This window comes from Azospirillum isscasi (assembly GCF_030849505.1).
Taxonomy (GTDB): domain Bacteria; phylum Pseudomonadota; class Alphaproteobacteria; order Azospirillales; family Azospirillaceae; genus Azospirillum; species Azospirillum isscasi.
Map to the genome: position 1 here is coordinate 1 of NZ_JAUJFI010000119.1, position 18,009 is coordinate 18,009.

The window sequence follows — 18,009 nt, forward strand, 5'->3', positions numbered from 1 at the left end:
ATGGACCGCCGCCGCCGTCCACCCGCTCCAGCCGTCGCAGGCCGCCTGGCTGCGGATGGTGCGCGGGGCCTCCTTCGGGATCGCCGCGCCCGGCGCGCGGGCCGCCGTCGAGACCGGCGCCATGGACCGGCTGTTCGTGGCGGGCGACGGAACCCCGGCCCTGCTGGGCGTGCCGCCCGGAGGGGTCTATGAGGGCGAGCGGTTTCCCCTTCCCGGCGACCGCCTGACCGGCGCCCGCCAGCTGCTGAAGGAGGCGCTGCGCATCGTCGGCGAGGCCAGGGACGGCCAGCCGATCGGGTCCGACGCCATTTCGCGCCGGCTGCGCGGCGCCCGCGACATCCTGCTGCCGCTGGCCGAGGCTCTGGCCGGACCGGCGGAGGCGGGCGGCGCCTCCCTCTCGATGGGCCCCTTCGCGGAGGAACGGCGCCAGCTTCTCGGCCTCGACCAGGACATGGCGGCGGCGCAGAGCTGGGACGCGGTGGAAGCCATCACCGGCGGGCTCGCCCGGATCATCGACGCGCTGGGCGACGCCGCGCAGGCCGCCGCCGGCGTCCACCTGTCCTACACCGCCGAAGCCGCCTGCGGCCTCCGGCTCGCCGTCCGCTTCAAGGCCGGGTCCGCCGACACCCCGCTTCCCGCCGACCGTCTGGCCGCCGCCGGACGCGCGCTGACGCGCCTGCTCAACGGCGGCTATCCCCAACTGGCGGGCTGGCTGCGCAGCCGGATGCGGGCGCTGGCGCAGCGGATGGCGGAAACCGATCCGTCCGGCAACAGCCGGTTCATCGCCCTGGAGGACGCAGACGAAAGCGCGCGCGGGTGGGCCGTGCGGCTTCTCATCAACCCCGTCCTGCCGGCACCGGCCTGGTTCGCCCTGTTCCAGCGCCTGCACAACGTCCTTCTGATGGCGCTGTCCGCTCTCAAGCTGGAGCTGTACGGGCTTCTGCACCGGCTGGCCGGCGCGGCGCCCGCGGAAAGCCCGGCGGCGGACGGCGGCGGCGGGACGGAGAAGGCCGGGAGCCGGGAAACGGCGGAGTACGGGCTCAACGGCTGCGCCGCCGTGCTGATCGACGTGACCATCCCGCGCCACGGCACGCTGGCCGTCCAGCAGCAGTGGCGGCGCTTCACCGGCGACGTGCGGTTCGAGAACGGCCTGCCGCGGCCCGGGGCGGCCTACCGCATCACGTCGGCCCTGCGGGCGGTCAACACCCTGTGCCGGTCCTCGCCCCCGTCCGGGAACGCGGCGCCGGCCCTGATCGCGCGGCTGCACGGCCTGCTGGCCAAGCAGGACCAGGCCACGGCGGACGGCATCGCGGCGATCCGCGCCCGCATCCGGGAGGGCGTGGTCCCCCGATCCCTGAAGGCTATCGACGGGCTCGGCGACGCCACGGTGCGGCGGCTGCTCGTCGTCATGCTGGAGCAGGTCTGCCAGGGCTACGGGCTTGCCACGGACACGGCGCTGGCGGCGGCCTTCGACGGCTGGTTCGCCGCCAAGCTGCCCGGCTGCGCGGGGCTGGCCGCCCTGCCGGCGACGGTCGCCGGGGCCATCGAGGCGGCCAAGGGCCAGGGCGCCTGGAGCGACGAGGCCACGGCCACCGCGGACGCCGTGGGATTCGGCCTGTGGGTGTCGGCGACCCTGGAAAGCCATTTGGAGAAGCGCGCGTCCTTCCTGCGCGAATGCTTCGGCGGCACCGACCATCCGCTGCGCTTCCTCACCTCCCTGCCCTCCCTGGCGGCGTCGAAGGGGCCGGGCGTCCAGCCGGTGATCGACGGCCCCTGGGCCGCCGCGCTGCACCTGGACCATGGCCGGCCGCGCCAGGGGAACGGCGCAGCCGAAGCCTCCGCCCCCGTCACCATCCGTCTCCAGGACGGCAAGGCCGGCCGTCCGCCGGACGAGGTCCTCGCCGCCGCCGCCTCGCTCATCGAAGACTGGCTGGTCACCCACCGCAGCGGCTTCGCGCTGACGCGCGACGGCGGGCGGCTGACCGTCGTCTGGAATGCCGAGGTGGATCTCGGGCCGTTCCGCTATCGCCCGGTCGGGGCCACGCTTTCCGTGACCGCCGCCCCGCAAGGCGGACCGCCCCCGTCGCTGATCGGGGGGTTGCCCGTCGCCGCCCTGTCCGACACGATCCGGTCGGTCCGCGAGAACCTTGCGCAGACCGACGATTGCGCCGTCCACAGCCGGCTGGCCGGCACGCTGAACGCCCTGACCGCCGCCAGCCTGCGCACCGGAGCGCCCGAGGGCGGCGATCCGTCGGTGACGGCGCTGCGCCAGGGCCGCTGCCGCCATCTGATGCTGAGCAGCGCGGAGCTGGCGCAGGGCGCCGCCGCCGACTACCCGCGGAGCTATTACCCCGACAACGCCTTCCGGATCGGCCTGAACGGCAATCCCGCCGAAACGGCGCTGCGGCTCAGCCTCCCTCCGATCGAGGAGGAGGCCCGGCGGACTCTGGATCTGCTCGTCGTGAACCAGGGCAGCGGCGGACGGGACGCCGATGGGGGACCCCTGCTGTCCCCGGGCCCCTGGACGGCGGAGGCGCTGGCCGGCAGCGTCGTGGCGCCCCTGACGGCGTCCGGACGGACGGTGCGGACGGTGGTGCTGGATTTCCCCTTCTCGGTGCAGATGCTGGAGGTGTTCGCCCCGCTGTGCGCCGGCGAGGGCCGGATCGTCGCGACGCTCGGCGACGGCATGGAGCCGATCATCGACCGGGGGATGTGGGACGCCATCCGCCCGGCGCTGGACCAGGGCGACACCGACTCGCTCCGCGACGCCATCGACGCCCGGGTCGCGGCCATGACCGCCGCCGCGGTGGGGCGCATGCACCTGAACGACTTCCTGACCGCATCCGACGCGGCGATCCACGACCATCTGGCCAGCCATCCCGGCGGCCGGGACGCGGTGTCGCTCCTGCGCTGCCTGAAGCCGGTCGGCGACGTTCTCCGGAACCCGGACACGCCGCTGGACCGCATCGACGAGGTGCTGCAGGCGCTGCGCGGCACCCCGCTGCCCCGGAGCGACTTCGCGGCGGCGGAGCAGTCCCTGCTCGACGCGTTCCCGACCTCCGCCAGGGAGATGACGGCGGACACGCTGGCCCGCTTCCAGGAGGTGCTGCGCCGGCGGGTGGAAGCCGTCCTGTCCGACCCCGCCTTCCGGATCGGCCTGGACCCGGCGTGGCTGGCCGGCCGGCCTCTGTACGGGCCGGCGCCCGACAGCCTGTGGAGCCTGCTCAGCCACCGGTGGGCCAACATCCTGGCGCTCGACCCCGGCCTGTCCCGCGGACCGGCCCGCTTCGCGGTGTTCGACCGCGGGACCGGCGAAATCAGGCTGGTCACCATGGCCGCGTGACACGGCAGCCGCGCCCGAAAGGTTCCGGCCTTTCGGGCGCGGCGTTGCCATGGCGAAGTCACAGTTTCGGCTTTGGCGATCGCGGAATGTCCCGTGGACGTCCGTCGAGACCGGTATGGAGATGACGCGCCGGGACGGGGCCGTAGATGTCCATGATCCCACCCCTCCCGTGATGCCGGCCCGAAGGCCGGCCCGCTCACCCGCGGGCGGCGGCTTCGGGCAGGTTGCGCCGGTACTCCCGCGGACTTTCCCCGACGAGGCGGCGGAAGCTCTTCTCGAAATGGCTGAGGTCGCCGTAGCCGACGTTCATCGCCACCTCGGTGATGGGCAGCCGGCGGTCCGCAGCCAGGATTTCCCGCGCCTTGTGGATGCGGATGCGGCCCAGCAGCCCCTTGAAGGAGGTTTGCAGCTCCGTCCGGAACAGGTAGCTGAGGTGGGAGGGGCTGACATGCGCCTGCCGGGACAGCTCGTCCAGCGTGATCGGATCGGCGAAGCGCTCGCCCAGGAAGACCAGCGCCTTGCGCAGGCCGCCGTGCAGCCGGGCCAGCGCGGCCTGGTCGCGGGTCAGCGCGCAGCGCACCCAATGATCCGCGGGCGCCGGCCGGGGAACCGGTTCGGCGTCCGGATGGGCCTCCGGACGGGAGTCCGGATCGGGGACGGAATCGGCGCTGCGCGGCGGCTCCGCCGGCATGGCGCCGCCGACCATCCAGGGGGCGTGCCGGCGCACGTCGCCATGACGGATCGGCTTGCCCCCGCTCATCACCGCCAGCCGGGCGATCACCCGCTCCAGCTCGAACAGGTTCTCCGGCCAGGAATGGGCCTTGCACAGGGCGATCAGCTCGTCGGTCCGCGTCTCGTCGGCGCGTCCGCCGTGGCGGTCCAAGGCGGCGACGACCAGCGGCTCGATGTCCGCCGGACGGTCGCGCAGCGGCGGCACGGTGGCGCACAGGAAATCCAGCTCGGCCAGCAGCGGGCGGGAGAAGCGCCCCTCGTCCGCCCGCCGCCGCAGGTCCGCGGTGGTCGAGGCGATGACCCGCGGCTCCTCCATACCGCTGGCCATCCCGCTGGCCGCCCCGGTGGCGGAGAGTGTCCAGCCGCCCGGCGCGTCCAGCCATTGGCCGAGCTGGGACGGCATGTGCTGGACGATCTGGCCCTGCAAAGCCGGCGTCATCTCGTCCACGCCGCTGAGGAACAGGGTGCCTCCGGCGGCCCGCGCGAACCACTCGCCGGGCGCGCCCGCCGGGTCCGCCCCGTTGACCTGGACGAAGGGGCCGTCGCGCCGCGGCCCGCAGCCGTGGATCGCCGCGGCGAGCAGCGCCTTCTCCGTCCCGAACTCCCCGGTCAGCAGGACGGGCAGCGCGCTGTGGGCGGCCTGCTCCAGGAAGGCGTCCAGTTCGCGCAGCGCCCGGCTCATGCCGACCATCATCAGGGGCCGCCCGAACCGCCGCTCCGCCCAGCGCCGCACCTCGTAGCGCTTGGCCAGATAACCGCACTGGCGGGCGACGTCGTGCAGGATGGGGGCGTCGTCCGCCGGGCCGTCCGGCGCGCGGTCCAGAACCAGCCGCATTTCCCCCACCGGGGTGTCGGCGTAGGTGATGGGCACCACCACCGCCTCCGGATGGGCCGCGGCGTCGTTGGGATCGCCGTCCGCCGTCCAGCAGAGGCCGCCGTCCGCCCCGTCCCGGGCGAGCACCAGCGTGCCCATGTCCTGAAGCCACAGCGCGCCCCCGCGCAGCGGCGCGCGGTCGGCCAGCCGGCCCATCAGCCCGCCGATCAGGTCCGGCAGGCTGCGGAAATCGGCGGATGCCGGATGCAGAATCTCGTCCAGCGTGCCACAGACGGGCAGACTCATCGCACCGCCTCCGTGGAAAAACCGTGCCGCGCCTTCCGCGAGCGCCGGACCGTGAAGACGAATGCATGCATCGCGGAGCCGCGATGACGGTAATCGGACTGATAGGATCGGATCATGACCGGAATCACCTGCCGCCGTTTCAGACAATGGGTTCACAGCCAATCGACGTTTCATGGCGTCAGGGCGTGAAGACTTCGGCAGACCGGCTTTTTTTCCGGACAAAAGAATGGGCCGCCCGGCATCCGGTTCCCCGGCGCCGGGCGGCCCGTCATGACGGCGAAGGCGTCACCGCGAATGGACCAGCGCCACCGGCTTGCGCTCCGCCCCGGCGTCCGGCGCGGGCTGCGCGTCCTCGGCGTAGGCGCGGCCATAATAGCTGTCCAGAAGGAGCTGCCGGATCTCCGCGACCAGCGGGAAGCGCGGGTTGGCGCCGGTGCACTGGTCGTCGAAGGCGGCCTCGGCGATGGCGTCCAGCCGGGCCAGGAACTCCGCCTCCGGCACCCCGGCGGCCTGGATCGAGGCCGGGATGTCCAGCGTGCGCTTCAGTTCCTCCACCCAGGCCACCAGCCTCTCAACCCGCTCGTGGTCGCGGCTGCCGCCCAGCCCCAGATGCCGGGCGATCTCGGCGTAGCGGGCGACGCCCTTGGGCCGGTCGTACTGGCTGAAGGCGGTCTGCTTGGTCGGGATGTCGGCGGCGTTGTAGCGGATGACGTTGGCGATCAGCAGCGCGTTGGCGACGCCGTGCGGCAGGTGGAACTCCGCCCCCAGCTTGTGCGCCATGGAGTGGCAGACGCCGAGGAAGGCGTTGGCGAAGGCGATGCCGGCCAGCGTGGCGGCGCTGTGCACCTGCTCCCGCGCCTTGGGGTCCCTGGCGCCGTTGGCGTAGGCGGAGGGGAGATGCTCCTTCAGAAGCTTCAGCGCCTGCAACGCCTGCCCGTCGGTGTATTCGTTCGCCAGGACGGAGACGTAGGCTTCCAGCGCGTGGGTCACCGCGTCGATGCCCCCGGCGGCGGTCAGGCCCTTGGGCATGTCCATCACCAGATTGGCGTCGATGATCGCCATGTCCGGCGTCAGTTCATAATCCGCGATGGGGTACTTGATGCCGCTGCGCTCGTCGGTCACCACGGCGAAGGGCGTGACCTCCGACCCGGTGCCGGAGGTGGTCGGGACGGCGACGAACTGCGCCTTCACGCCCAGCTTCGGGAAGGTGTAGATGCGCTTGCGGATGTCCATGAAGCGCAGGGCCAGATCCTCGAAGGCGACGTCCGGCGCCTCGTACATCACCCACATGATCTTGGCCGCGTCCATCGGCGAGCCGCCGCCCAGCGCCAGGATGACGTCCGGCTGGAAGGCGTTGGCGAGCGCCAGCCCGCGCCGCACCACCGCCAGGGTGGGATCGGCGGCGACCTCGAAGAAGGTCTCCACGTCCATCCCCAGCCCCTTCAGGATGCGGACGGTCTCGTTGACGTAGCCGTTCTCGAACAGGAAGCGGTCGGTGACGATCAGGCAGCGCTTCTTCCCGCGCAGTTCCTCCAGCGCGAAGGGCAGGCAGCCGCGGCGGAAGTAGATGGACTTGGGCAGCTTGTGCCACAGCATGTTCTCGGCCCGCTTCGCCACGGTCTTGCGGTTGATCAGATGCTGCGGCCCGACATTCTCGGAGATCGAGTTGCCGCCCCAGGAGCCGCAGCCGAGCGTCAGCGACGGCGCCAGCCGGAAATTGTAGAGATCGCCGATGCCACCCTGCGACGAGGGCGTGTTGATCAGGATGCGCGCCGTCTTCATCGCCTGCCCGAACTGGCGGATGCGCTCCGGCTGCTGGTCCTGGTCGGTGTAGAGGGCGGAGGTGTGGCCGATGCCGCCCAGCGCGACCAGCGCCGCCGCCTTGTCGCAGGCGTCGTTGAAATCGCGGGCGCGGTAGAGCGCCAGGGTGGGCGACAGCTTCTCGTGGGCGAAGGGCTCGTCCTCGGTCACCGCCTCGACCTCGGCGATCAGCACCTTGGTGTGGGCCGGCACGGTCAGCCCGGCCATGGCGGCGATGGCGCTTGCCGATTGGCCGACGATGTCGGCGTTCAGCGCGCCGTTCTTCAGCAGCACCTTGCGCACCGCGTCGGCGTCCGTACCCGACAGGATGTGGCCGCCGTGGTGGGCGAAGCGGTCGCGGACCGCCTCATAGACGCTGTCCACCACGATGGCCGACTGCTCCGACGCGCAGACCACGCCGTTGTCGAAGGTCTTGGACATCAGGATGGAGGCGACGGCGCGCTTGATGTCGGCGAACTCGTCGATCACCGCGGGGGTGTTCCCGGCGCCGACGCCGATGGCCGGCTTGCCCGAGGAGTAGGCCGCCTTCACCATGCCCGGCCCGCCGGTCGCCAGGATCAGGTTGACGTCGGGATGGTGCATCACCGCGTTCGACAGCTCGACGGAGGGTTCGTCGATCCAGCCGATGATGTCCGGCGGCGCCCCGGCCTCGACGGCGGCCTGAAGCACGATCCGGGCGGCCTCGCAGGTGGCTTGGCGGGCGCGGGGATGCGGCGAGAAGACGATGCCGTTGCGCGTCTTCAGGCTGATCAGCGCCTTGAAGATGGCGGTGGAGGTCGGGTTGGTGGTCGGCACGATGGCGCAGATCAGGCCCACCGGCTCGGCGATCGTCATGATGCCGTATTCCGGGTCCTCCTCCAGGATGCCGCAGGTCTTCTCGTCCTTGTACTTGTTGTAGATGTATTCGGAGGCGAAGTGGTTCTTGACGACCTTGTCCTCCATCACGCCCATGCGGGTTTCCGCGACCGCCAGCTTGGCCAGGGGGATGCGCGCGTTGGCTGCGGCCAGGGCGGCGCTGCGGAAGATGCGGTCCACCGTCTCCTGCGGGAACCCGGCGTAGGTTTTCTGCGCCTCCCGGACGCGAAGGATGAGGTCGTTCAGGTCTGCGAGCGTGGTGACGGGCATGTCGTGTCGCCTTTGCGGTTGGCGCGCCGCCGGCCCTTTCGGGCCGGACCAGGAAACCGGATGCGGATGGACTCGGTGGCCCTTGGGAAACGGCATCCGGGGCACGCACGGAAAATCGGTCATGGCCGGGCGGCGCTTTTCCATGGTCCGCGCGGCGAGCGGACTATCGCCCCATCGCCGGGACGGCGACATGACTCAGGTCAAAATTGGTATGACCACTTTGGGGGTACCCCCTACCCCGATGCCCGGACCGGCGCCGCGGACCTCTCTTTCGAACGGATGACGAATTGCGCTGGACAAGCGTTCCGGTTCTTCCTATAAGACGCCCCCGCACGCAGCGGCGCCCAGGTAGCTCAGTTGGTAGAGCAGGGGACTGAAAATCCCCGTGTCGGCGGTTCGACTCCGTCCCTGGGCACCATTCTCCCTTCTGTTTCAAAGGGTTAGTGGTGCGCTAGTTGCTTACTGTGCTTAGCACAGTGCTAGCACAGCGACACAAGAATAAATTCCTAACGTTGCTAAGCTGCTGTTTTTGCTCGCCCCGCGCGCTATACCTAATCGCGTGGTAGCACAGCGTAAGCACAGCCCTCCGAGCGGTGTGATTGCCTATGGGCGACGCTTTCAGCACGCCCTTCAAAGCTCGCATATGCCTCCCTCCCCCGCTGCTGCGCCGCCCCTCCACAAGTAGTTTAGTCATCAGTAAACTACTACTTTAAGTGATGAGAGCGTGGGAGCCTCCATGACCGAGCCGTTCCAACTGTTCCAGCGTGCAGGCAGCAGCAAATGGTGGGTGCGTTTCAGCATCAAGGGCCAAGGGCAAATCCGAAAGTCCCTGGACACCACCGACCAGAGCGAAGCGCACCAGCGGGCACGCAAGGCGTTTTACGAAGCCTCCTACCGGGCTGAGAACGGGCTGACAGCGACCGTCGTCAAGTTCGCCACGGTGGCGGAGGAGTTCATCGCCAAGATCGAACGTGAGGTGAAACGCGGCGAACGGAACGTGGCGCAAGGACAGAAGGCTCCCGCCATCATCCGGCGCTACTTCGTGGGCTATTTCGGCGACCGGGCAGTGGACGGCATCACCGACCGAGACGTGAGCGCCTACATCGAGTGGCGCAAGGACTACTGGACGACAGGTCCGGGCAAGGACGTCGCGTTCATCCCCTACATGCGAGATGGCAGGCAAATCCGCCGCCCCGTCACCAAGCATGAGGTTCCCAGCCTATCCCGCCAGCGGAATGAAAGCGTGCTGCTGCGGCAGTTGCTGCGCTTCGCGGCACGGCAAGGCTACATCAAGCAAACGGCCATGCCGGAGATCGAGGTAACGAAGGCACCCGACGTGCCCCGCCCCAGCTTCACCGCTGATGAGTTTGCGAAGCTGACGCAGACCTCCCTGGCCCGCATCACGAACACGCCCAACGACCGCGTCCAACGCGACCGTGCTATCCTGCACGCCTACATAATGATTGCAGCCTTCACAGGCTGCCGCCCAACGGAAATGAAGGGGCTGAACTGGGGCGACGTGCTGGGCTACCGCGACGGGCGGGAGAAGCCCCTTGCTGAGCGCGATATACGTCTTCGCGTGCGTGGCAAAGGCAAGTCCCGGATATTCGTTCCCCTGGAAGCTGCCCTACCCTCATTCGACATCTTGTGGATGCTCGCGAAAAGCGCGCTGGGGCGGGAACCAACCGACAGTGACCCCGTCTTTGTGTCCACGCAGGGAAAGCGCCTTGACAGCGTTAAGAGGAGCCTGAGCGAGCTGCTGAGTGCGTGCGGCTTGCTAACCGACCATCGCGGCGTGCGCCGCACGTCCTACTCCTTCCGGCACTTCTACATCAGCCAGCAGTTGATGGCTGGGGTGGACATCTTCATCCTCGCGCAGAACACAGGCACGAGTAGCGACATGATTCACCGCTTCTATGCGGACGTGAAGCTGGAGTTGATGAAGGACCACCTACGGCCGGAATGGAAAATCCACGCCACGGTATGACGCACGGTGGCGGGCAAGGAATCCACCCCTGCCCGCTCTGCACCCTCTGTCACTTCTTCACCGCAGCGCGCGGCTTCTTGGTCGGCTTGTTCTTCTGGTTGGCCTTCAGCGCGGCGTCCAGTTCGCCGGCGGTCACGGCCTGCACCAGCGTGTCGATCACGGCGGGGAGCGCATCCAGCGTGCCGACCTCCACGACCTTTTGACCGTTGGCGATCACGACAGGCGTGTTGCAGTAGCTCATCTGGAAAAGGTAGGCACCATTGGTCCCTTTCCAGAACCATTTACGGGGCTGCTTGGTACGCTGAACCAGCACCCGCTGCCCATCCTGCTCCTGGTAATGGCGGACCATTACGGTGTGCTGCCGCCCCTCCTGTTCAGCACGGACCATTTCCGCCTGCTGATGGAGAGACGCAACGACCTTTTCACGCATCCGTCCTTCGGCGGAAACTTCCCGCTTCCGAGCCACGTTCACCAGCTTCAAAGTATCCAGCGCGCCCATGTTGTTCACCCTTTGTTTGCGTTCCTGGTCAACGTCTAACACGGGCAGGCCATATGTCTATCGATTTGATCGGGATTTCGGCGAGTTGGATAAACGAACTCGACCTTTATCTGTAAGCGCACAGAACCATAAAAAAAGGCCTCACGTTGAGTGAAGCCCTGTGTGTGTCATATGAATTGGGAAACGAAATGGTCGGTTAACCATTATCTCCGCTCCTTGGACTTCCCTATTTCCGACTGTAGGGCGTCAATGCCAACATTGCATTACGCGCGTTTCCTTCAACGACATTTGCCAAGTCGTCAAAACGTTCTGCCCATTTAATTTCTCTGCTGGCGCGTAAATGGTCGGCGATCATTTCTAGGCGGACGGACAGAGCGTAGGAGGCGTCCTGATTTTGTGTAATGTCGACGCTTCTCAGTTCGTTGTATAACTCCTGTATATTCCTCACCTTACTTTCCTCCCACCATTTTTGCCTGGGCAAGCTGACGCTGTTTTCGGGAAAGTCTATCCTTCAAGTCATTTATCTCAGCCTGCTTCTTTTGAGCCTGTGCTCGCTTCACTGCCATGTCAGCAGCCTTGATCTGCGTGTCTGCGTTCTCGTAAAAGCAGTCACCCACTATATCCTTCCAGCGCATTTCACCCTCCCATATGCGGTTAACAGGGGTATTTATTGTTCGGGTGATGAAGCATAGGGAAAGACGGAAAGGTCAAATTTATAGACCCCTGCTCTCGATAGGTTGTATAAATAAAGTTGAAGCACAAGCCGCTCGCACCGGATGCTTCATTACCCGTCAGATGCAGTGATACATAAGGATTTTGATGTTACGCGCAACATGCGACGGGCGGGGCCAGGAGGAGTGCGAAACTTCCTGGCCCATTTTCATATATCTGGATTGAATGGCAGTAATGTATCTGCTGTGTGAGAACGCCCGCGAGCGCGGATAAGCAACACACGAAGGCTAAGTAGGCCAGCCCACCAGAAGGGCACCGCAAAGTAACCCCTTACCGGATGCACCCAGAGAACCTGGCTCTGTCCAAAGGGCGGTCGGCGGTATAAGGCAAGGGAAACCGCGCCTCACAAATAGGACACGGTTGCACAAACCCTGTGGTGCCATAGAGGCACGCGAGGGAGGCAACTAGAAGCGTAAAACCATGATTTTACCAAAAGGGGTGGCACTGCTGACCAGCAACCACCAGCCTGCCAAGTATTGTTGCAATTTGTACCCGGCAGGTTCCGCTACGTCGCCCAAGGAAAAGGGAGGTGCTTATGTGCTGTACAACGTAACCGCAGCACGCCAATCAAGCAAAGCACTTATTGCATCTGTCGCTCGACAGCCCGCTTACTGTTTAACAGAAAATTTGGGAGGGAATGGAGCCATGTCTGCGCAAGTACAAAGAACAACGCAGTTGTGTTGCGCGCGTAAGCGCAGAGCGCAGCGTAGCGCATACGCAAGCAACGGAAGGCGCAAAGCGCCGCCCATAAAATGCATTTGAACAGGCTAACGCATTAAGAGGTGCTGTTTTGCTGATAGCTCTGGCTGAATTCAACCACCAACCTGTTTTCTAAAAAGAAGGACTTGGTCCTTGCGGACCAAGTGTTGTGCTTCGCACAAGCTCCGTGTACCACTCCGCTTGCTGCTTGCACAACAGGACTTCATCAATCAATTTTTGTTGAAAGCTCACTTAATCAGTATGTGTGCCACATCAACCCCAAGGACATATCGGCGTGCCGCATGGAAGATTGTACGATTGTGGTCCGAGATAAAGGCAAGCAGGTTGCGCGGCGCAGCACGCGCATTTTTGCAATGCCCTGCCGCCGCCACAGCTCGCCACCTGTCTCGATGAACGCCCGCCCGCTATGTGCCAGTAGCTCCCCAGCGTTAAAGCACGCCCAGGCGCTTGCTGCGGCCCTGGGCGTGCTATGGGAGTTGGATAATCGAACTCCTCCGGGCTACCCTCTCAAAAGAGCCAGCATGGGGAAAAGCACGGAGGCAGAAGCAATAACCAACACCATGATTGCCGATCGCCTTAGAATTTTGTCCTTGGGCAGCCAATCAGCACTTACCCACATCCGAATGGCGTGCGCGACGATAGCTGGAGCGCCATACATCTGGATACCGATAACGAGTAGCTGAGCGTGGAAGTTTGGACTTGGCGTGCCATAGACAGCCCAGACCGTAGCAATTGACTGACTGGTTACAAACCCAACAGCTCCTCCGAGAAGACTATTGGTAATGGGTGCAAGGGCATGGCTGCTACGTAAAGCTCGCCAAATGCCTGCCGGAAACATGGTGAGAAGGACAGCGCCGCAAAGCAAATACCAAGCGAATTCGTTTTGCGGTTCCTTCACAAAAGCCCCAAAGATCACTGTGATAATCAATGGCGGACCATAGACGGCCACCTCATCACCCCAATGGCTCTCCCTGTTTACAACCTCTTTCATGGCATCCATGAACTGCATAATTCACCCTCCATTAAAGTGAAACGCCTGTTCAGGTGCTGACATACATGCCGCAAGTGGAGGGTTAACACTTTGGATATAGATTTCCGATAAGGATCTGCAACTCAGCGCGCCGGAGCATACTGTGCCAGTCAACCGTTCACGCCTGCTCTCGTTGCTGCTGGCTGCTCTCGTTTATCTGGCGCTGAAAGCACTGCTCTACAGGGTCGCAGGTTTGTTCGATGTCGCCCCAAATGCCAGTGCTTGGTATCCGCCCATCGGGTTGATGTTGGCTTTCGTCCTTCACAGCGGTTGGGGAGCAATCCCATTCCTGTTTATTCCATCCGATCTGCTTGCCTATGGCACGGTCAACAGCTTCAGTCTGCTCATCATCCCACAAGCCGTAATGGTCGGAGCAACCGGGCTGGTCCTTCGTTGGTTCGCTTCCGACGTGTTCAGCACATCGAAAGGCGTTGGAACGTTTATAACTACAGCTTTAACTTCCGTGTCTTTGCTGTTCGTCATTTCAACGGCGACCGTACAGGTCATCACCGCCCGCCATATCTCCATAACGGACAACATCAACTTCGCTTATTGGCTGGGGGACATGTCGGGTGTGTTGCTCTGCACGCCCGTCTTCCTCGCGCTCTTCCATCTCGTCAATGGCCAACCCGCTTGGAAATCAACCACGTGGTTTCCGCTGACAGGCTCGACCATGGCGCGATCCGCCGGATTGGCCGTTGCCGCTTTGCTGATATGGTTTCTATCGCGGAACCTACTGTCCAGCCCGGCCAGTTCGTTCTTCCTTCTCGTTCTGCCTATTGCGGTCGCTGGGTTCCTATGGGGCTTTGGCGCTTCAACACTGACCGCCTTTCTGGTCAATCTTGGGCTTGTCCTGCTTGTGCGTGGAGTGCTGGACACCCGCGATGTGGTCGATCTACAGGTGTTCATGCTGGCCGCAGGGGCGACAGGCTTGCTTCTGGGGGCATTAGGCAGCACGCGCATGGAACTCCTCGGCAGGAACGCGCACTTGGTCCGAGCCATAGAGGAAGCCCCATTGGGCATTGCCTTGTTGGAGCATCAACCCGACAGGCTGACCGTTGTATTCGCCAATCCCACCTTCCTGCGCTTCATCCCCGACGCCACGCCCATTCTCCAGCGGCTTCAACAAGCCCCTGAGTTTGAGGGAGATGCGCAAACTGGTGAACGGACTTTACACTGGACCATCAAGCCCGCGTCCACCTCACCGCAGGGGGAGACGCTGATTGCCATTGTGCGGGACGTGACGGAGCAGCGTCGGAGGGAGCACGCGGAGCAGCATCAACGCCGTATGGTGGCCATCGGGGAAATTGCCGGTGGGATGGCCCACGAACTCAACAACCTCCTTCACCCAATTATCAATCTCAGCCAGCAAGCCCGCAAAGATGCCGTCGCCAAACCCGAACGACTTGGGAAGGCCCTCAGCATCATCGAGGACAGCGCCCGCGGGTCTGCCCAGTTGGTCCGTCAGGTGCTGTCCTTTGCCCGCAATGATGAAGACATTGGGGGAGGTACGGAACTGGTCGCCGCTTTGCGCGACTCGATTGCGCTGCTGACGTCGACCCTTCCACCCACCTTCGCAATCACGTTGACCCACGACGTGCCGTCAGCCTTGGTCAATCTGACACGGACAGAAATCAGCCAAATCGTCACCAACCTCGCAGTGAACGCCTTGGATGCGACCGATCAAAACGGACGCCTCACCATTCATATCGGTCAGCCTATCGATGGTTCTGTGACCGTGACTTTCGAGGATAGCGGACCGGGTGTCCCTGATTATGATGCAGAACGCATCATGGAGCCGTTCTTCACTACGAAGCCCCATGGACGAGGCACGGGGTTGGGATTGGCTGTGGTGCGCGACCTCCTGCTGCGTCGTAATGGCTCCATCAAGCTCACCACTCAGGCTCCCCAAGGCGCATGCTTTCTGCTATCACTTCAGAGCACTGCTGAGTGAAGGCGCCATGAAGATTCTGATTGTCGATGACGCGGAGAACGTCCGCTATTCGCTGCGCACCAGCCTGGAAGATGCGGGCTACGCCGTGGATGAAGCGGTCGATGGTGAAGAAGCGCTCACCCGGCTTCAGGCCGATGCCTTCGATTTGGTGATCGCTGACGTATGGATGCCGCGCCTGAATGGCATCGACCTTCTCCAGAAGATGCGCGCCATCAGCCCGACCACGCCTGTCTTCGTGATCACTGGAGGTGCCGCGCGTATTCCTATCGAAAGTACGGCAGCAATGGCACGCACCTGGGGAGCCAATCACGTCTTCTATAAACCGTTCGACAATGGAGAATTGATCATAGCAGCTCGCCAAATCGATCCTCGGAGATCTTCCTAACCAAGCAAGGGCGTTCCTGACACAGCTTCTATTTGCATTTTCTCAAAATTTTGATTAGCTACCAATGGCATAAAGGAGGCATTCATATGCCAGCGGATGAGCACTCAATGACCGACTTATCCTATGTCCAGACAGCTCTCGCTGCCTTGGAATATGATTACACGAAACTCGCTCCACGTATTCGCACATTAGATCACTCTGTCACATGTAACTGTGAAGGGGTGGTGCTTCGCCTTCACTATCCCGCCTTTCGGCAGGGATTGGCTACCATGCAGGAGCTGGTCGATACAATTTTTCATTTCATCACACCATTTTGCCTACCAAGATCAGACGTAACATCAGTAAAAGATCTTTATGGGAAGGTGTCAGTCGATGAATTCACGATAAAATACGAAAAATTATCCGAAGAAGCTCGCAGTTTATTCAAACGCGCCAACAAGACTACTAATCGCAACGGCGAGGCGGGTGAGTTACTTCTATATTTGTTAACTGAATGGGTACTAGAGGCCCCCCAGATTATTGCAAAGATGTCCCTCAAAACTAATAGAGCTATGCCGGTTCACGGGGCGGACGGGGTTCATGCAAGATATTGTTCTGAATCTTCCAGGCTTTTTCTCTATTGGGGAGAGTCAAAAATTTATTCCGATGTGGGGGACGCAATATCAGAAGCGATGAAATCAATTATCGAATCTCTTGACCCAGAGAAAATGAAACATGAACTTGACCTTATGAAGAGAAATATTGGGTTTACAGGATTTAGCGAGGTTGCAAGAAAGGCTTTCCTCGATTTCCTTGATCCATTTTGCGAAAACTATAACGAGCGTCACGACATTATAACCTGCTTGATTGGTTTTGATTTCGATGCTTATGCAAATATCAACGCCGCAAAAGGGAATGACTCTGAAAAGGAATTCGTTGAACTCGCAAAACTACACATTGCCAAACTATCGCCAAGAGTTGCACGAGCGATGACAACAGCGGGCTTAGTTGGGCGACCCATTGAATTATTCTTTTTCCCAGTGCCGTCGGTCAAAGACTTCCGCGACTTATTTCAAGCTAAAATTGGATGGGCTGAGTGATTCAAGAGCTTTGTGATCAAATCTGGGCCAATCCGAAATTTCAGACCGTGTCAGAGCGGCTTGAGTTGGCTTGGTTACGAAAAGAACTAACTAACATCGATGTGGAGGAAGACCTGCAAGACGCGTGTCGCCTCATGAAGGCAGCAGCGATACTTGCCTGCTCGTCAAATCAGCAGCATCGAAAGGCCGCGTTCCGCTCTGCAACGTGTGTATACGAGCTTTTCGGCGCAAGCAATCTACCTTTTGATCAAGCTCTTCGTGTAGTTCTCGGGCGACTTGGTAACTTTCCATCGCTTGCTACTCGTGCTGAAGTGGAGTCCTCTGGCAATCTATTGCCCTTGGCGCTGGCAACAGAGGAGGCCGCATTTTCTGAAACCAGGAAAGTTACCTTTACACATCAAACGATATATCTAACCGACTTCCAACACGATCTCTGGACAAGTCTTGTAAATAAACAGAGAGTTGCGGTTGCCGCCCCTACCTCAGCTGGAAAATCTTTCATTCTGCAAAATTACCTTGCTTCTGTATTTGAAAAGCAAGTGAGCTGCACCGTTGTCTACGTCGTTCCAACTAGAGCGCTCATTGCGCAAGTCGCCGATGATTTAACAGCTCAGTTCGAAAATTTTGAAGGCAATAAGCCAGAGATTTTAACAGTCCCTTTAGATGCTGAAGCACCTCTCCCGTCACGCGCAATCTATGTTATGACACAAGAGCGTGTTCAATTAGCGCTGATTTCCCACTCTGACTTTTCTGCCAACATAATTATTGTGGACGAAGCTCACACCATTTCCGACGGTTCTCGGGGAGTTCTTCTGCAATGGGTTATTGATGACCTACTTTCTCGACACACAGCTTCACAGATTCTATTCGCGAGCCCAACGATTAGAAACCTCGATGTATTCGGAAAGTTATTTGGCCTCGAAGATGTAATTGAATTTACTTCGGTCGAACCAACTGTTGCACAAAATTTCTTGATAGTTTCTGTAACAAACGCTTCAAGAGGAAAGATTACTGTTTCAACGGCAGGCGACGGCACACGTAAGCTAGCAGAAGTCGCGAATATAGAATTGAAGCAAACACTTGCGAGCAGAATAGAGAAGCTTCTACATGTTTCAGCAGTGTTGGGGATGGGGCAATCGAATATTGTATATGCAAATGGCCCCGCAGAAGCGGAGAAGATTGCGGTACAGCTGTCTGATTTATTTAGTAATCGTGCCACAACACCCGAACAATTAGCTCTCGCTGACCTAGCTAGAGAAGCTATTCACCCGAAATTTGTGCTCGCCGAATGTGTGAAGCGTGGAGTGGCATTCCATTACGCGAACATTCCCACACAACTCCGGCGAGCGATTGAGACCGCTGTCTCGGCTGGGCACATTGACTATCTGGTTTGCACTAGCAGGCTGCGGAAAAAGGCTATGCCCGGCTTGCCGGTCGTGATTCTCTCCGTTTGAAGAGAATGCGGCCGGTGAGGGGACGATG

Annotated in this window: 10 protein-coding genes, 1 tRNA gene and 1 pseudogene; 7 read left to right on the forward strand and 5 right to left on the reverse strand. The window is 62.1% G+C overall.

What is annotated here, in order from left to right; all coding sequences use genetic code 11:
• Positions 1–3,343: pseudogene (locus QSG27_RS20345) on the forward strand (hypothetical protein); the annotation flags it as partial.
• Between the two features lie 196 nt (positions 3,344–3,539).
• Here QSG27_RS20345 and QSG27_RS20350 read toward each other — a convergent pair.
• Positions 3,540–5,195 carry a helix-turn-helix domain-containing protein gene (locus tag QSG27_RS20350; protein WP_306709341.1) on the reverse strand — a complete coding sequence of 552 codons (1,656 nt, stop codon included), beginning with the start codon at positions 5,193–5,195 and terminating at the stop codon, positions 3,540–3,542.
• A gap of 285 nt (positions 5,196–5,480) precedes the next feature.
• Positions 5,481–8,141 (reverse strand): bifunctional acetaldehyde-CoA/alcohol dehydrogenase, encoded by a 2,661-nt coding sequence (gene adhE, locus QSG27_RS20355; protein WP_306709342.1) that lies wholly within the window; start codon positions 8,139–8,141, stop codon positions 5,481–5,483.
• 342 nt (positions 8,142–8,483) lie between these two features.
• Here adhE and QSG27_RS20360 point away from each other — a divergent pair.
• Both QSG27_RS20360 and QSG27_RS20365 read left to right on the forward strand, forming a co-directional pair.
• A tRNA-Phe gene (locus QSG27_RS20360) sits at positions 8,484–8,559 on the forward strand.
• Positions 8,560–8,877: 318 nt separating this feature from the next.
• The gene (locus QSG27_RS20365; protein WP_306709344.1) at positions 8,878–10,128 is read left to right on the forward strand and encodes a tyrosine-type recombinase/integrase; all 1,251 of its coding nucleotides are present in this window, start codon (positions 8,878–8,880) and stop codon (positions 10,126–10,128) included.
• A 49-nt stretch (positions 10,129–10,177) separates the two neighbouring features.
• On the opposite strand, the gene QSG27_RS20370 is transcribed toward QSG27_RS20365, so the two are convergent.
• From QSG27_RS20370 to QSG27_RS20380, 3 genes are all read right to left on the reverse strand, one after another.
• Positions 10,178–10,627 (reverse strand): hypothetical protein, encoded by a 450-nt coding sequence (locus tag QSG27_RS20370; RefSeq protein WP_306709346.1) that lies wholly within the window; start codon positions 10,625–10,627, stop codon positions 10,178–10,180.
• 449 nt (positions 10,628–11,076) lie between these two features.
• Positions 11,077–11,262, reverse strand: coding sequence for a hypothetical protein (locus QSG27_RS20375; protein ID WP_306709348.1), 186 nt, complete (start codon positions 11,260–11,262; stop codon positions 11,077–11,079).
• 1,316 nt (positions 11,263–12,578) lie between these two features.
• Positions 12,579–13,088, reverse strand: coding sequence for a hypothetical protein (locus QSG27_RS20380; protein WP_306709349.1), 510 nt, complete (start codon positions 13,086–13,088; stop codon positions 12,579–12,581).
• 124 nt (positions 13,089–13,212) lie between these two features.
• On the opposite strand from QSG27_RS20380, the gene QSG27_RS20385 reads away from it, so the two are divergent.
• The 4 genes from QSG27_RS20385 (at position 13,213) to QSG27_RS20400 (ending at position 17,981) form a co-directional block, all read left to right on the forward strand.
• Positions 13,213–15,063, forward strand: a complete 1,851-nt coding sequence (locus tag QSG27_RS20385) for an ATP-binding protein (RefSeq protein ID WP_306709350.1) — start codon at positions 13,213–13,215, stop codon at positions 15,061–15,063.
• A gap of 7 nt (positions 15,064–15,070) precedes the next feature.
• The gene (locus tag QSG27_RS20390; protein WP_306709351.1) at positions 15,071–15,448 is read left to right on the forward strand and encodes a response regulator; all 378 of its coding nucleotides are present in this window, start codon (positions 15,071–15,073) and stop codon (positions 15,446–15,448) included.
• A 107-nt stretch (positions 15,449–15,555) separates the two neighbouring features.
• A complete protein-coding gene (locus QSG27_RS20395) occupies positions 15,556–16,527 on the forward strand; it encodes a HamA C-terminal domain-containing protein (RefSeq protein ID WP_306709353.1) in 972 nt (323 codons plus the stop codon).
• Positions 16,524–17,981, forward strand: coding sequence for a DEAD/DEAH box helicase (locus QSG27_RS20400; protein ID WP_306709354.1), 1,458 nt, complete (start codon positions 16,524–16,526; stop codon positions 17,979–17,981). The genes QSG27_RS20395 and QSG27_RS20400 overlap by 4 nt, the downstream gene beginning before the upstream one ends.
• Positions 17,982–18,009 lie beyond the last annotated feature (28 nt).